The sequence below is a fragment of the Streptomyces malaysiense genome (genome assembly GCF_000980885.2).
GTDB lineage: Bacteria > Actinomycetota > Actinomycetes > Streptomycetales > Streptomycetaceae > Streptomyces > Streptomyces malaysiense.
This window is the reverse complement of record NZ_LBDA02000049.1, coordinates 38,526-53,073: the sequence shown is the minus strand read 5'-3', so window position 1 is coordinate 53,073 and position 14,548 is coordinate 38,526. Positions and strand designations below refer to the sequence as shown.

Below are 14,548 nucleotides of genomic sequence, written 5' to 3'. Positions count from 1 at the left end.
CCGCCCGGGGCGGCCGGCCGCCGCGGTGGCGGCGAACGCATGTGGGTGGACCGCTGCGGCACCATCGGTCGGATCGGTGCCCATCGGTCCGGGGTGGGAGCAGGGGGGATCTTCGTCGGCCCACCCCGCGGGGGTGCGGCAGGCGTCATTGCCCACAGCGCTTACGGCTCATGCCCCGTGGTCATGCATCCGAAACCAGCGGGTAACGGCTACTTATTCGTCTCCGCGTATAAGTACCGGTCGCGCGTTATCCTACGGCCGTTCCGAACAGGGCGCCCAGGGCGTACGTCACACCGGCGGCCGCGCCGCCCAGCGCGAGTTGCCGCAGGCCGCTGAACCACCAGCTGCGCGCGGTCACCTTGGCCACGACGGCGCCGCAGCCGAAGAGCCCGATCAGCGCGAGCAGCAGGGCGGGCCACAGGACGGTCGCGCCGAGCAGGTACGGCAGCAGGGGCAGCAGCGCGCCGAGGGCGAAGGAACCGAAGGAGGAGACCGCCGCGACCAGCGGGGAGGGCAGGTCGCCCGGGTCGATGCCCAGTTCCTCGCGGGCATGTATCTCCAGGGCCTGCTCGGGGTCCTTGGACAGCTGCCGGGCGACCTCACGGGCCAGTTCGGGGGCCACGCCCCGGGCCACGTACAGTGCCGCGAGCTCGTCCTCCTCGTCCTGGGGGTGCCGGCGCAGCTCGCGACGCTCGACGTCCAGCTCGGCCTCGACCAGGTCCCGCTGGGAGGCGACGGAGGTGTACTCGCCGGCGGCCATGGAGAAGGCGCCGGCGGCGAGGCCCGCGAGTCCGGTGATGACGATGGTCTGGTGGCCGACGGCGCCACCGGCCACGCCGGTCATCAGGGCGAGGTTGGAGACCAGGCCGTCCATCGCGCCGAAGACGGCGGGGCGCAGCCAGCCGCCGTTGACATCGCGGTGCGTGTGGTTGTCGCGGTGCGCTTCGTGCAGCGCGGCCTCGGTTTCGATGAGGGCCATGGTCTTCTTCCCCGATTTAGCTTAGCCAAAGCTAACTTTGGACGAGTTCTACTTTTCGACACCACGGAATCTACGTCGTTCCGGATCGCGCCGCCAGCAAGGAAAGGCTGGGCTAACCTGCGGCTTCACGGTTTTCGCCGGTCATTCGCCCCGCTCAGCGCCGAGGTTGCCGAACGGATGACAGGACGCCGTCCCAGGCACGTACGGCGGCCCGCCGTGGGACACATCCGCAAAGGGTCCGCGGGCCCGGGTGGGCCCCGCCGAAGGAGGCCGCCCATGGCATCGACCGCCTGTACTCCCCCGCTCCCGGCGTCCGGTGAGCCCACCGGAGCGCGGCCCGGTGAGTCCACCGGACTGCGCTCCCGGGCCCGGGGCGCGTTGCTGGGCCTGGCCGTCGGCGACGCGCTCGGCGCCCCCGCGGAGAACCTGAAGCCCTCCGAGATCCGGGCCCGATGGGGTCGTATCACCGGCTACGTCGCGGACCGGCCGCAAGGTACGGACGACACCGAGTACGCGCTCTTCTCCGGTCTGCTGCTCGCCCGCCACGGCTCCGCGCTCACCCCGGCGCACGCGGAGGCGGCCTGGCACGAGTGGATCGGCGAGCGGGCCGCGTTCCGCGGCGCGGGCTTCAGCGAGCGGGGCACGCTGGAGAATCTGCGCCGGGGGCTGGCGGCGCCGATCTCCGCGCAGCACCGGCACGCCTGGAGCGACGGGCTCGCGATGCGCGCGGCCCCGTTCGGGGTGTTCGCGGCGGGCCGCCCGGGGGAGGCGGCCCGGCTGGTCGCGATCGACGGCTCCGTCAGCCACGAGGGCGAGGGCATCCACGGCGGCCGGGCCGTCGCGGCGGGGGTGGCCGCGGCGATGGCGGGCGCTCCGGTCCCGGCGGTGATCGCCGCGGCCCTGGCGGTGCTCCCGGACGACTCCTGGACCGCCCGCTCACTGCGCCGCGCGGTGGCCGTCGCCCACCGCGGCGAACGCGCGGTCCGCTCCGCGGTCGTCATCGGCGGCTACCCCTGGACCGACCTCGCCCCGGAGGCGGTCGCCCTGGCCTTCGGCGCCTACGCCACGGCCGACGGCGACTTCCGCGAGGCGGTGCTCACCGCCGTCAACATGGGCCGCGACGCGGACACGACGGCGGCGGTGGCGGGTGCGCTGTCGGGCGCGACGCAGGGGCTGTCCGCGATCCCGGCCGCCTGGGCCGACGCGATCGGCCCGGCGCGGGGCAGGTGCCTGCCGTCGATGGAGGGACGGCACATCCTGGAACTGGCGGAACTCCTCCTCCCGGCCGCGGAGCCGCCCCGGCCGGCACCAGCCGCCCTCCGGCCGGCGGCGGCACCCCGCCCCGCTGCCGTGGTCCTCCGGTCGGCCCCCGCCGTCCCTCCCCCGCCCCTCGCTCCCGCCTCCCGGCCGGCGGATCCGGACGACGGGTGGGCGCGGAACCGGGATTCCAGGGTGCGCCGCCCCTTGGTGGGGGTGGACTCCGGAACGGACGTCGCGGTGGACGGCCGCACGGACGCGGCCGGCGTCGCCGGCCGGGGCGACCGCGAGGGGACGGCATGACGGCCGGGCGGGTCGAGGGGATGCTGCTGGGGTTGGCAGCCGGGGATGCCGCCGGCTGGCCCGCGGCGCGGCACCGGGCGGCCCGGATGCCCGAGTGGACCCGTCGGCTGACCCGTGAGCTGGACACCTTCGCGGAGCAGAACGCGACCACCACCCTGCCGGTGCCGATCGCCCTCAACCAGCCCCCCGAGCCCCTCCGCCTCGGCCCCTCCGACGACGCCGAGTGGGCGGCCTTCGCCGCGGAGGCGGTGCTGCGGGCCGGTACCGACGATGCCCTCGGCGACCTCAGCCGCGACCGCCGGGTGCGTGCCGCCATCGACCTCACCTGGTCCGCGGTCGCCTGCGAGGTCGCCGCCGCCGCGGACCGCGCGCCGGAGGTCGAGTCCGCCGTACTGCCGCTGCGCGCCCGGATCTCCGTCCGCGCCGGCCTCGGCAACCTCGCCACCGGCCTGCGCCCGCCCGCCAGCGGCCACGACAACCCGCACTACTTCGACGACGCCGCCTGTGTGCGCGCCTGCGCCCTCGCCGTGGCCCACCCCGGGGATCCCGGACGCGCCGCCGCGCTCGCCGAGTTCGACGCCCGCTACACCCAGGACGGCGACGGTGTGCACGGCGCCCGCGCCATGGCGGCGGCCGTCTCGCTCGCCCTCACCGGCGCGGACACCGGCGCCTGCGTCGCCGCCGCCCTCGCCGAACTCCCGCCCGGCACCGAGATCGGCCGCAACGCCCGGCACGCGCTCGCCCTCGCCGCGGACGGCGCGTGCGCCTTCACGCTCGTACCACTCCTCGAACACCAGATCGTGGACCACGTCTACAGCTACGGCGTCGCCGCCGCCGAGACCGTCCCCGTCGCCCTCGCGCTGACCACCGCCGCCGGCGGCCGTGTCGCCGAGGCCGTACCCGCCGCCGCTTGCCTCTCCCGGGTCGCCGACTCGGCTCCCGCCCTCGCGGGCGCCCTCACCGGCGCGCTCGGCGGCGCCGCCGCGATCCCGGAGACCTGGCGGGACGCCTGCCGTGTGCTGCCCGGCTGCGCCCTGCCCCGGCTGACCGGCACCGACCTGGTGGAACTCGCCGGACTCCTGGAAGCCGCGCAGCCGGCCCGCCCGGGAGGATGATTCGGGCATGACGCCCAAGCAACCCAAAGGCACCGGACAGCCCGATCTGGACGAACGGATCGCCGGTGCCCTCGTCGGCGCCGCCGTCGGCGACGCCCTCGGCGGACCGGTCGAGGGCTACTCCCCCGACCAGATCACCGAGCGCCACGGCGGCCCCGTGCACGGCATCGTCGGCCCCTGGCACGGCGACGCCTGGCGCACCGCCCGGCCCCTGGCGCCGTACCACAAGGGCGACGGCCACGTCACCGACGACACCTTGATGACGCACGCCCTGGTCCGGGTCTACGACCGCGTCCGGGACCACCTCGACGCCTACGCGATCGCCGAGCACCTGGTGCCGGACCTGATGACCAACCCCCGTTGGATCCCCGAGCTGGAGGCGGAGGCACTGCCCCTGCACCGCCTCTTCCTCGCCGAGAAGTGGCTGGTGGCCCGGCTCGCCCACGGTCACGTGGACCCCCGGGAGGCGGGCACCGGCAACATCGTCAACTGCGGTGCGGCGATGTACATGGCTCCGGTCGGCCTGGTCAACGCGGCCGACCCGCGCGCCGCGTACGCCGAGGCGCTGGACGTCGCCGGCGCCCACCAGTCGTCGTACGGCCGGGAGGCGGCCGGTGTCCTCGCCGCGGCCGTCGCCGCCGCCGCCGCGCCGGACGCCACCCCGGACTCGGTGGTGACCGCCTGTCTGGCGCTGGCCAAGGACGGGACCCGGGAGGCGATCGAGAAGGTCTGCGAAGTGGCCCGCCGGCACACCGACTTCGCGTCGGCGCTCGGTCCGCTGCGCGCGGCTGTCGAGCCCTACGACACGGTCGGTCCGGACTACCGGGCCCCCTCGCTCGGCGCCCGCCGCCCCTCGCGGCTGCACTCCGTCGAGGAACTGCCCGTCGCGCTGGGCATGCTGGTGGTCTCCGGCGGCGACTTCCGGCACGCGGTGCTCGGTTCGGTCAACTACGGGCGCGACTGCGACTCGATCGCCACCATGGCCGGTGCCCTCGCGGGCGCGCTCGGCTCGCCGGTGCCCGAGGACTGGGCGAAGACGGTCGCCGAGGCGAGCCGCCTGGACCTGTGGCAGCCGGCCCGGACGCTCGCCCAGGTCGCGCGCGAGGTGTTCGCCCTCGACCGCGGCCGGCGCCGCGCCCACGAGAGGGCCTTCGCGGCCCTGGGAGGCGCGCCGTGCTCCGACTGACCTGGGTCCAGCCCGAGGACCTGCTCGGCCACGAGCTGCGCCAGGCCCGCCTCGACGGCCGCGAGCCGTCCCGGATCGAGGAGCGCTGGCGCGCGGCGGGCGGCCCGGACGCCCCGGACCGCGCGGGCGCCTCCCCGCACCGCGTCTCGCGCTATCTGCGGCTGCTCGCCGAGGATCTGCTGGACGAACTGGCCGACCTGCCCAGCCGGCTGGCCGACGACGAACCGACCGAGCTGTCCGCGATCCGGGCCGCCTGCCCCGACTGGCCCGGCGCGCGGCCCGCCGGGTCGCCGGGGCCGCTCGCGTTCGAGGCGTCCTGGCTGGGCCGGGCCGTCGGCTGCCTGCTGGGCAAGCCGGTCGAGAAGTTGCCCCTGGACGCCCTGCGCGCACTCGCTCGGGCCAGTGGCAACTGGCCGCTCGGCGGCTACTTCACCGCCCGGGGCGTGCCCGTCGAACTGCTCCGCGCGCACCCGTGGAACCGCCGCTCGGCCGCCACCTCGCTCGCCGAGAACATCGACGGCATGCCCGAGGACGACGACCTCGACTACCCCTTGCTCAACCTGCTGCTGCTCCAGCGGCACGGAAAGGGCTTCAGCACCGCGGACGTCGCCCGGCTGTGGCTCCAGGAGCTGCCGCCGGGGCGCACGTTCACCGCCGAGCGCCTCGCCTACCGCAACCTGCTCAGCGGCGTGGAGCCCCCGCACACCGCCCGCCATCGCAACCCCTTCCGGGAGTGGATCGGCGCCCTGATCCGTGCCGACGTCCACGGCTGGACCAACCCGGGCGACCCGGCCGCCGCCGCCGAACAGGCTTACCGGGACGCGGTGCTGACCCACACGGCCAACGGTGTCTACGCGGCCATGTTCACCGCCGCCGCCCTCGCCGCGGCCGCCACCGGCGACCATGACGTCCACTCCTGTCTGCGCGTGGGCCGGTCGGTCGTCCCGCACCGCTCCCGGCTGGCCGGGGCCGTCGACCACGCCGTTCGACTGGCTTGCGGGCACGATGACTTCGACACCGTGGTGGACGAACTCCACGCCGCCTACTCCCCCGCCCACCACTGGGTGCACGCCCTGCCGAACACCGCCCTGCTGGCCGCCGCGCTCACCCACGCGGACGGCGACTTCACCGGCTCGATCCGGCGGGCGGTGGCGGGCGGCCTGGACACCGACTCGGTCGGCGCGAGCGCGGGTGCCCTCGCCGGGCTCCTCGCGGGCTCCCCCGCCGCGATCCCCGAGCACTGGCGGGCCCCGCTGAAGAACCGGCTCGCCACCGCCGTGGCCGACTTCGACGGCACCGGCTTCGACACCCTCGCCCACCTCACCCACCTGGAGGCGAACCGCCCATGACCCATATCGCCGTCCTCGGCAGCACGAACATGGACCTCGTCACCTTCGTCGCCGAGGCCCCGCAGCGCGGCGAGACCGTGACCGGCCGGGAGTTCCGCACGATCCCCGGCGGCAAGGGCGCCAATCAGGCGATCGCCGCCGCGCGGGCCGGCGCCACCGTCTCCATGATCGGCGCGGTGGGCAACGACGCGGCCGGGTCCCGGCTGCGGGAGACCCTCGAACACTCCGGTGTGGACACCGACTTCCTGCGCACCGTCGAGGGTCCTTCCGGCACCGCGCACATCGTGGTGGACGACGAGGGCGGCAACTCCATCGTCGTCATCCCGGGCGCCAACGGCACCGTCGACCACCTCTCGCCCGGCGACGAGGGGCTGATCGCCTCCGCCGACACCCTGCTGCTCCAGCTGGAGATCCCGACGGCCGCGGTGGTCGCGGGCGCCGCGGCGGCGCGTCGGCACGGGGTCCGCACGATCCTCACCCCCTCCCCCGTCCAGCCGCTGCCGCCCGGACTCCTCGCCGCCACCGACCTCCTGGTGCTCAACCAGTACGAGGCGATCACCCTCACCGGCCGCACCGACCCGCGCGAGGCGGCCACCGCGCTGCTGGAGCTGGTGCCGCGCGCGGTGGTCACCCTGGGCGCCACCGGCTGTCTGTACGTCTCCCGGGACGCCGAGCCGCTGGTGGTGCCCGCGCCCCGGGTCGAGGCGGTGGACACCACGGGCGCGGGCGACACCTTCGCCGGGGCGCTCGCGGTGGCCCTCGCCGAGGAGAAACCCGTGCGGGAGGCACTGTCCTGGGCGGCCGCCGCGGCGTCCCTCTCGGTCGAGCGGGCCGGGGCGTCGGCGTCGATGCCGTACCGCCCGGAGATCGACGCCCGGTTCACCGCATGAGCGGGGGCACGAGCGGGGGTACGGCGAGCTGGGGCGGGGGCACGAGCGCGGGTACGGCGGCGGGTGCCGCGGCGCTGGACGGACTGCGGGTGCTGGACCTGGCGACGCTCTTCGCCGGGCCCATGGCCGCCACGCTGCTCGGCGACTTCGGTGCCGAGGTGATCAAGGTGGAGCATCCGGGGCGGCCCGATCCGTCCCGGGGGCACGGCCCGGCGAAGGACGGGGTCGGCCTGTGGTGGAAGGTGCTCGGCCGCAACAAGCGGGTGATCACCCTGGACCTGTCCCGGCCGGGCGGCCGCGCGACCCTGCTGCGGCTCGCCGCCACCGCCGACGTCGTGATCGAGAACTTCCGCCCCGGGACACTGGAGAAATGGGATCTGGGCTGGGCGGAGCTGTCCGCGGCAAACCCGCGCCTGGTGCTCGCCCGGGTCACCGCGTTCGGGCAGTTCGGGCCGTACGCGCGCCGGCCCGGGTTCGGCACCCTCGCGGAGGCGATGAGCGGCTTCGCCGCGCTCACCGGAGAGCCGGACGCCCCGCCGGTCCTGCCGCCCTTCGGGCTCGCCGACTCGGTCGCGGGCCTCACCACCGCCTACGCGGTGCTCACGGCACTGGCCGCGCGGGAGCGCACCGGCACCGGGCAGGTCGTGGACATGGCGATCATCGAGCCGATCCTGTCCGTGCTCGGCCCGCACCCCACCTGGTACGACCAGCTCGGTTACGTCCAGGAACGCACCGGCAACCGCTCCGCGAACAACGCCCCCCGCAACACGTACCGCACCGCCGACGGCACCTGGGTCGCCGTGTCCACGTCCGCGCAGTCGGTGGCGGAGCGGGTGATGCGGCTGGTGGGGCGGCCGGAGCTGATCGAGGAACCCTGGTTCGCGACCGGCGCGGAGCGGGCCGCGCACGCGGAGGTGCTGGACGCGGCGGTCGGCTCCTGGATCGCCGGCCGCACCCGTACCGAGGTCCTGGCGGCGTTCGAGAAGGCGGAGGCGGCGGTGGCGGCGGTGCAGGACGTGCGGGACGTGCTGGCGGATCCCCAGTACCAGGCCCTGAACACGGTGACGACCGTGCCGGACCCGGAGCTGGGTCCGCTGCGCCTCCAGAACGTGCTGTTCCGGCTGTCCGCCACGCCCGGCGCGGTCCGCTGGGCCGGGCGGCCGCACGGCGCGGACACCGAGGCGGTCCTCACCGAGCTGGGCCTCTCCCCGGCCGACATCGCCGCCCTGCGCGCGGAGGGCGCCCTGTGACCCCGCTGACCTGGCTGTACGTCCCCGGGGACCGGCCCCATGTGGTCGCCAAGGCGCTGGTGGCGGGCGCGGACGTGGTGGTGATCGACCTGGAGGACGCCGTGGCGCCGGACCGCAAGGAGTACGCGCGCGCCGCCACCGCGGACCTGCTCACGGCGGTGCAGCCGGTGCCGGTACACGTGCGGGTGAACGCCCTGGACACCCCGTGGGCGGCCGCGGACCTGACGGCGCTGCGGGGGCTGCGGGGGCTGTCGGGACTGCGGCTGCCGAAGGTGACGAGCCCCGCGGAGGTGCGCACGGTCGCCGCCGCCGTTCCGTTCCCTCTCTACGCGCTGCTGGAGTCGGCGCTGGCCGTCGAGCACGCGTACGCCATCGCGGGCGCGCACCCTTCGCTGCGGGGCATCTCCCTCGGGGAGGCGGATCTTAGGGCCGACCTCGGGGTACGGGCCGACTCGGGGCTGGACTGGCCGCGCTCCCGGGTGATCGTCGCCGCGCGGGCCGCGGGGCTGCCCCCGCCCGCGCAGACCGTCCACCCCGACATCCGCGACCTGGACGGCCTGGCCGCCTCCTGCGCCCACGGCCGCGCCCTCGGCTTCCTCGGCCGGGCCGCGATCCACCCCCGCCAGCTCCCGGTCATCGAGCGCGCCTACCTGCCCACCTCGGCCGAGCGCGACCATGCCGAGACCGTCCTCAAGGCCGCCACCACCGAGCCCGGCGCACAGGCCCTCCCCGACGGCCGCTTCGTCGACGCGGCGGTGGTGGCGATGGCCCGGCGCACGCTGTCGCTGACCCGGCGGCGGTGAGGATCTCGGCGGGCACACGCGTGAGGGGCGCCCGGGAGGACCCGGGCGCCCCTCACGTCGTACGGACCGCTCGTCAGCTCTTCTTCGTCGCGGGCCCGGATTCCCCGGCGGCCGCCTTCGGCCCGCCCGCCGGTTCGTCCTGCGGTTCGTCCCGCGGTTCGTCCGACGGCTCGCCCTTCGGCTCCGGGGCGGGCTTGTCGGCCGCGGAGCCCGGCTCGGCGGCCTCGTCGGTCTCCGTGCCCGTCGCCGGGCCGCCGGGGGCGAGGGGCTCCACGATCTCCTCGCGTCCCGGACGGAGGCGGGCCGAGACGATCATGTAGCTGACCGCCAGCAGGAAGACGATCAGCGCCGTCCAGTCGTTCAGACGCAGGCCGAGGATGTGGTGGGCGTCGTCCACCCGCATGTACTCGATCCAGGCGCGGCCCACGCAGTACGCGGCGACGTAGAGGGCGAACGCCCGGCCATGGCCCAGCTTGAAGCGGCGGTCGGCCCACATCACCAGGAAGGCGACGCCGATGCACCACAGCGACTCGTAGAGGAAGGTCGGGTGGTAGTACCCCGGGACCCGGCCGCCCTCGGAGGACGTGATGTGCAGCGCCCAGGGGAGATGGGTCTCCCTGCCGTACAGCTCCTGGTTGAACCAGTTGCCCCAGCGCCCCATGGCCTGCGCGAGGGCGATGCCGGGCGCCACCGCGTCGGCGTACGCGGGCATCGGGATGCCGCGGCGGCGCGCCCCGATCCACGCGCCCAGCGCCCCGAGGGCGATCGCGCCCCAGATGCCCAGACCGCCCTGCCACACCTTGAAGGCGTCCACCCAGTCACGGCCCGGACTGAAGTACAGCTCGTAGTCCGTGATCACGTGGTAGAGCCGGCCGCCGACCAGGCCGAACGGGACGGCCCACACCGCGATGTCGGCCACCGTGCCGGACTGCCCGCCCCTGGCGACCCAGCGCCGGTTGCCGAGCCAGACGGCGATGAAGACGCCGATGATGATGCAGAAGGCGTAGCCGCGCAGCGGAATGGGGCCGAGATACAGCACCCCGCGGGACGGACTGGGAATGTAGGCAAGTTCCATGGCAAGTCCGACGCTACCGTGCCGGGCCCCGGCGACACCAAGCCGCCTGGCCACGGGTCCGTAACAGGGACATGGGATTCGGCCGCCCGCGGCCCCTCACCCCTGGTCCGCCGACTCCACCATCTGCTTCAGCTTGGCCGGGGACATCGTCTGGTCCTGGTAGATGTTCTTGCCGCCGAGCAGCACCGTGGGCGTGCCGGTGAAGCCTCCGCTCTGGAACGCCTTCTGGGAGCGGTCGACCCAGCTGTCGTGCGTCCCCGTGTTCACGCACTTCCGGAACGCCGGTGTGTCCAGCCCGCCGACCTTGCCCGCCAGGGTGATCAGCTTGGCGTTGCTCGCGAAGGCGTCGTCGGTCTCCTTGGGCTGGTTCGAGTACAGCGTGTCGTGGTAGGCGCGGAACTTCCCGGCGTCCTGGGCGCACGCCGCCGCGTTGGCCGCGCGCAGCGAGCCGGTGCCGCCGAGATTGCCGTCGATCAGCCGGACCAGGTGGTACTCGATGCGGAGCTTGCCCGCGTCGACCAGCTCGTGAAGGGTGGGCCGGTACGCCGTCTCGAAGGCCTGGCAGGCGGGGCAGCGGAAGTCCTCCCAGATCGTGAGCGTCGACTTCGCGCCGTCCTTGCCGACCGGGATCGCGAGACTGTCCTTGCCCTGCGCCCCGGAGGGCGCCACGACCGGGCCCGCGTCGTTGCTCGCCTTGTTCTTGCCCGCGTTCGCGGCGATCACGCCGATCACCGCCGCGAGGGCCAGGACGCAGACGACGCCGGCGCCCACGATCAGCGCCCGCCGCCGCTTCTCCGCGGACTTCTGCTTCTCGCGCTCGACCGCCAGCCGCTGGCGGGCGGTCCGCTTTCCGTCACGGTTCTTCTCGCTCACACCCCCAGAACGAACCGGGGAGGCGCAGCGCGCCTCCCCGGCCCGAGGTCCACCCGTTCGAGTGACCGGAATGCCCGTTACATGACGACCGGCACAGGCCGGCCGCCGCGCGGCGGCCCGTGGGTCACGCCTGGCCGCGCACGCCCTTCGCCAGGTCCCCGGCCAGCTCGCGCACCGCCGCCAGTCCGGACGCGTGGTCCGGTGCGTCCAGTATCCGCTTGACGAAGGCCGAGCCGACGATCACACCGTCGGCGAAGGTGGCGACCTCGGCGGCCTGGACCGCGTCGGAGACGCCGAGGCCCACGCAGACGGGCAGCCCGGCACGGGTGACCCGGGTGCGCTGCACCAGGTCCTGGGCCTGCGCCCCGACGGACTCACGGGTGCCGGTGACACCCATGAGCGAGGCGGCGTAGACGAAGCCGCTGCCCGCCGCGGTGATCTCGGCGAGCCGCGCGTCCTTGCTGCTCGGGGCCACCACGAAGACCGTGGCGAGGCCGTGCTTGTCGGCGTGCTCCCGCCACAGCGCGGACTCCTGCACCGGCAGGTCGGGCAGGATGCAGCCCGCGCCGCCCGCCTCCGCCAGCTCGGCGGTGAACCGTTCGACGCCGTAGCGGTCGACGGGGTTCCAGTACGTCATCACGAGCACGGGCTTGCCGGTGGCCGCGTGGGCCTCCCGCACCGTGCGCATCACGTCCGCGATCCTGACGCCGCCGCGCAGGGCGATGTCGTCGGCGGTCTGGATGACCGGGCCGTCCAGGACCGGGTCGCTGTGCGGCAGGCCCACCTCGACGACGTCGGCGCCGCCGTCGAACACGTTCTTGATCGCCTCGATGCCGCCGTCCACGGTCGGGAACCCGGCCGGCAGATAGGCGATGAGCGCGGCCCGGCCCTCGGCCTTGGCGGCGGCGAGGGTGTCCGTCAACAGCTCGATGTTGCCGCTCACTTGGCGTCCCCCTCGATCTCGGCGGTGGCGGCGGCGTCCGCGGCCACCTCGGCGTCGGTGTCGTACAGCCCGAAGTAGCGGGCCGCGGTGTCCATGTCCTTGTCGCCGCGACCGGAGAGGTTCACGACGATCAGCCCGTCCGGGCCCAGTTCCCTGCCGACGTCCAGGGCGCCCGCGAGGGCGTGGGCGCTCTCGATGGCCGGGATGATGCCCTCGGTGCGCGACAGCAGGCGCAGGGCCCGCATGGCGGCGTCGTCGGTGACCGCGCGGTACTCGCCGCGGCCCGAGTCCTTGAGGTAGGCGTGCTCGGGCCCGATGCCCGGGTAGTCCAGACCGGCCGAGATCGAGTACGGCTCGGTGATCTGGCCCTCCTCGTCCTGGAGGACGTAGGAGCGGGAGCCGTGCAAGATGCCGGGCTCGCCCGCGGTCAGGGTCGCCGCGTGCTCGCCGGTGTCGATGCCGTGGCCCGCCGGCTCGCAGCCGATGAGGCGGACGCCCTCGTCGGGCACGAAGGCGTGGAAGAGGCCGATGGCGTTGGAGCCGCCGCCGACGCAGGCGACGGCCGCGTCGGGCAGGCGTCCCGCGCGCTCCAGGATCTGCCGGCGGGCCTCGACGCCGATGACCCGGTGGAAGTCGCGGACCATGGCCGGGAAGGGGTGCGGTCCGGCGACGGTGCCGAACAGGTAGTGGGTGCGGTCGACGTTGGCGACCCAGTCCCGGAACGCCTCGTTGATGGCGTCCTTGAGGGTGCGGCTGCCGGATTTCACGGCGACCACCTCGGCGCCGAGCATGCGCATCCGGGCCACGTTCAGGGCCTGCCGCTCGGTGTCGATCTCGCCCATGTAGATGGTGCAGTCGAGGCCGAACAGCGCGCAGGCGGTGGCGGTGGCGACGCCGTGCTGGCCCGCGCCGGTCTCGGCGATGACGCGGGTCTTGCCCATGCGCCTGGTGAGCAGCGCCTGGCCGAGAACATTGTTGATCTTGTGCGAGCCGGTGTGGTTCAGGTCCTCGCGCTTGAGGAACACCCTTGCTCCGCCGGCGTGTCCGGCGAACCGGGGCACCTCGGTGAGCGCCGAGGGGCGGCCGGTGTAGTTGACCATCAGGTCGTCCAGTTCGCGGGCGAACTCGGGGTCCTGCTTGGCCTTGTCGTACTCGACGGCGACCTCGTCCACGGCGGCGACGAGGGCCTCCGGGATGAACTTGCCGCCGAACGCTCCGAAGTAGCCCTCGGAGCTGGGGACCTGACCCTCCGGGTCGGGGAAGAAGTAGTTGCTGGGCATGCCGGTACCTCACGGTGTGTGCGTGTGAAAAGACACTGCTCGCCGTGGGGGCGGAGCGGACGGGGCGACCCCGGGCCGGATGTGGCCGGTCGCGCCCGCGCGGCGGAGCCGCGGACTCAGTTCCGCGCCGCGCCCCTGAAGGTCGGCCGCTGCCATCGCATGCCGTTGACCTGCCCGGGTTCGTCCCCGATGACGTAGCGCACCCGGCGACCGTGGACACGGCGCGCCGGCGCGCGGCAGCCGCGCGGGCGGCAGCCGCGGGCGAGGCGCGCGTAGCGGTCCGCGGTCGTCATGGTCACGGTCATCGGGGTCAGCCTAGCGGGAGCTCAGTCGCGGCCGTGCCGCAGCGCGGGGTGCTCGCCCGCGGCCACCATGTCGGAGACGGCGGTCCTCGGGTCGCGGCCGGTGACCAGGGACTCGCCCACCAGGACGGCGTCGGCGCCGGCGTTGGCGTAGGCGATCAGGTCGTGCGGGCCGCGCACGCCGGACTCGGCGACCTTGACGATGCCCTCGGGGATCTCGGGGGCGACCCGCTCGAAGGTGCCGCGGTCGACCTCCAGGGTCTTGAGGTTGCGCGCGTTGACGCCGATGACCCGGGCGCCCGCGGCCACGGCGCGCTCGGCCTCGTCCTCGTCGTGCACCTCGACCAGCGGGGTGAGACCGATGGAGACGGCGCGCTCGATCAGGGACTCCAGGGCCGGCTGCTCCAGCGCGGCCACGATCAGCAGGGCGAGGTCGGCGCCGTACGCGCGGGCCTCCCAGAGCTGGTACGAGGTGACGATGAAGTCCTTGCGCAGCACCGGGATGTCCACGCGGGCGCGGACGGCCTCCAGGTCGGCGAGGGAGCCGCCGAAGCGGCGCTGCTCGGTGAGGACGGAGATGACGGCGGCGCCGCCCGCCTCGTAGTCGGCGGCCAGCCCGGCCGGGTCGGCGATCGCGGCCAGCGCGCCCTTGGAGGGGCTGGAGCGCTTGACCTCGCAGATCACCTTGACACCGTCGCCCCGGAGCGCGGCCACCCCGTCCTTGGCGGCGGGTGCCTTGGCCGCGCGCTCCTTGAGCTCGTCGAGGCTGACGCGTGCCTGCCGCTCCGCGAGGTCGGCACGGACTCCGTCGATGATCTCGTCGAGCACACTCACGCGAGCGGCCCCCTTTCAGACGGTTGGTTCCTTCAGGTTCCTTCAGGTTGTGAAAACCCGTGGTCACTCGATGGTATCCGGAGCAGGGCGGGGGCCTCGCATCCGGTGG

14 protein-coding genes are annotated in these 14,548 nt (G+C 74.6%); 7 read left to right on the top strand and 7 right to left on the bottom strand.

Annotated features, from left to right (window positions below):
* Positions 1-247: 247 nt before the first annotated feature.
* Positions 248-979 (bottom strand): VIT1/CCC1 transporter family protein, encoded by a 732-nt coding sequence (locus VT52_RS20650; RefSeq protein ID WP_046426558.1) that lies wholly within the window; start codon positions 977-979, stop codon positions 248-250.
* 276 nt (positions 980-1,255) lie between these two features.
* Between VT52_RS20650 and VT52_RS20645 the strand changes: the two genes are divergently transcribed.
* Genes VT52_RS20645 through VT52_RS20615 form a run of 7 tightly spaced genes read left to right on the top strand, consistent with a single transcriptional unit; the run spans position 1,256 to position 9,132 of the window.
* Entirely contained in the window at positions 1,256-2,539 is a 1,284-nt protein-coding gene (locus VT52_RS20645; RefSeq protein WP_167377714.1) for an ADP-ribosylglycohydrolase family protein, read from the top strand.
* On the top strand, positions 2,536-3,654 hold the full coding sequence (locus VT52_RS37080; RefSeq protein ID WP_046423143.1) for an ADP-ribosylglycohydrolase family protein: 1,119 nt from the start codon (positions 2,536-2,538) through the stop codon (positions 3,652-3,654). The genes VT52_RS20645 and VT52_RS37080 overlap by 4 nt, the downstream gene beginning before the upstream one ends.
* A gap of 7 nt (positions 3,655-3,661) precedes the next feature.
* On the top strand, positions 3,662-4,840 hold the full coding sequence (locus VT52_RS20635; RefSeq protein ID WP_046423142.1) for an ADP-ribosylglycohydrolase family protein: 1,179 nt from the start codon (positions 3,662-3,664) through the stop codon (positions 4,838-4,840).
* The gene (locus tag VT52_RS20630; RefSeq protein ID WP_046423141.1) at positions 4,828-6,189 is read left to right on the top strand and encodes an ADP-ribosylglycohydrolase family protein; all 1,362 of its coding nucleotides are present in this window, start codon (positions 4,828-4,830) and stop codon (positions 6,187-6,189) included. The genes VT52_RS20635 and VT52_RS20630 overlap by 13 nt, the downstream gene beginning before the upstream one ends.
* Complete coding sequence (gene rbsK, locus VT52_RS20625; protein ID WP_046423140.1) at positions 6,186-7,079, top strand: ribokinase; 894 nt, start codon at positions 6,186-6,188, stop codon at positions 7,077-7,079. The genes VT52_RS20630 and rbsK overlap by 4 nt, the downstream gene beginning before the upstream one ends.
* Complete coding sequence (locus tag VT52_RS20620) at positions 7,076-8,329, top strand: CaiB/BaiF CoA transferase family protein (protein WP_276207956.1); 1,254 nt, start codon at positions 7,076-7,078, stop codon at positions 8,327-8,329. Before rbsK ends, VT52_RS20620 begins: the two co-directional genes overlap by 4 nt.
* On the top strand, positions 8,326-9,132 hold the full coding sequence (locus tag VT52_RS20615) for an HpcH/HpaI aldolase/citrate lyase family protein (protein ID WP_046423139.1): 807 nt from the start codon (positions 8,326-8,328) through the stop codon (positions 9,130-9,132). Before VT52_RS20620 ends, VT52_RS20615 begins: the two co-directional genes overlap by 4 nt.
* Positions 9,133-9,205: 73 nt before the next feature.
* Here VT52_RS20615 and lgt read toward each other — a convergent pair whose 3' ends face one another.
* The 6 genes from lgt to trpC all read right to left on the bottom strand — a co-directional run bounded on the left by lgt (position 9,206) and on the right by trpC (position 14,439).
* Positions 9,206-10,207: a prolipoprotein diacylglyceryl transferase gene (gene lgt, locus VT52_RS20610; protein ID WP_046423138.1), complete on the bottom strand. Its 1,002-nt coding sequence runs from the start codon at positions 10,205-10,207 to the stop codon at positions 9,206-9,208.
* A 96-nt stretch (positions 10,208-10,303) separates the two neighbouring features.
* Complete coding sequence (locus VT52_RS20605) at positions 10,304-11,080, bottom strand: DsbA family protein (protein WP_046423136.1); 777 nt, start codon at positions 11,078-11,080, stop codon at positions 10,304-10,306.
* Positions 11,081-11,204: 124 nt separating this feature from the next.
* The gene (gene trpA, locus VT52_RS20600) at positions 11,205-12,023 is read right to left on the bottom strand and encodes a tryptophan synthase subunit alpha (RefSeq protein ID WP_046423134.1); all 819 of its coding nucleotides are present in this window, start codon (positions 12,021-12,023) and stop codon (positions 11,205-11,207) included.
* A complete protein-coding gene (gene trpB / locus VT52_RS20595; protein ID WP_046423132.1) occupies positions 12,020-13,303 on the bottom strand; it encodes a tryptophan synthase subunit beta in 1,284 nt (427 codons plus the stop codon). The genes trpA and trpB overlap by 4 nt, the downstream gene beginning before the upstream one ends.
* A gap of 116 nt (positions 13,304-13,419) precedes the next feature.
* Complete coding sequence (gene trpM, locus VT52_RS20590; protein ID WP_046423130.1) at positions 13,420-13,608, bottom strand: tryptophan biosynthesis modulator TrpM; 189 nt, start codon at positions 13,606-13,608, stop codon at positions 13,420-13,422.
* A gap of 21 nt (positions 13,609-13,629) precedes the next feature.
* The gene (trpC, locus tag VT52_RS20585; protein ID WP_046423128.1) at positions 13,630-14,439 is read right to left on the bottom strand and encodes an indole-3-glycerol phosphate synthase TrpC; all 810 of its coding nucleotides are present in this window, start codon (positions 14,437-14,439) and stop codon (positions 13,630-13,632) included.
* Positions 14,440-14,548: the final 109 nt, after the last annotated feature.

Excerpts from the sequence above, each read along its gene's own strand:
- VT52_RS20650 (WP_046426558.1), bottom strand. The coding sequence starts at position 979 with ATGGCCCTCATCGAAACCGAGGCCGCGCTGCACGAAGCGCACCGCGAC.
- VT52_RS20645 (WP_167377714.1), top strand. The coding sequence starts at position 1,256 with ATGGCATCGACCGCCTGTACTCCCCCGCTCCCGGCGTCCGGTGAGCCC.
- VT52_RS37080 (WP_046423143.1), top strand. The coding sequence starts at position 2,536 with ATGACGGCCGGGCGGGTCGAGGGGATGCTGCTGGGGTTGGCAGCCGGG.
- VT52_RS20635 (WP_046423142.1), top strand. The coding sequence starts at position 3,662 with ATGACGCCCAAGCAACCCAAAGGCACCGGACAGCCCGATCTGGACGAA.
- rbsK (WP_046423140.1), top strand. The coding sequence starts at position 6,186 with ATGACCCATATCGCCGTCCTCGGCAGCACGAACATGGACCTCGTCACC.
- VT52_RS20620 (WP_276207956.1), top strand. The coding sequence starts at position 7,076 with ATGAGCGGGGGCACGAGCGGGGGTACGGCGAGCTGGGGCGGGGGCACG.
- lgt (WP_046423138.1), bottom strand. The coding sequence starts at position 10,207 with ATGGAACTTGCCTACATTCCCAGTCCGTCCCGCGGGGTGCTGTATCTC.
- trpB (WP_046423132.1), bottom strand. The coding sequence starts at position 13,303 with ATGCCCAGCAACTACTTCTTCCCCGACCCGGAGGGTCAGGTCCCCAGC.
- trpM (WP_046423130.1), bottom strand. The coding sequence starts at position 13,608 with ATGACCGTGACCATGACGACCGCGGACCGCTACGCGCGCCTCGCCCGC.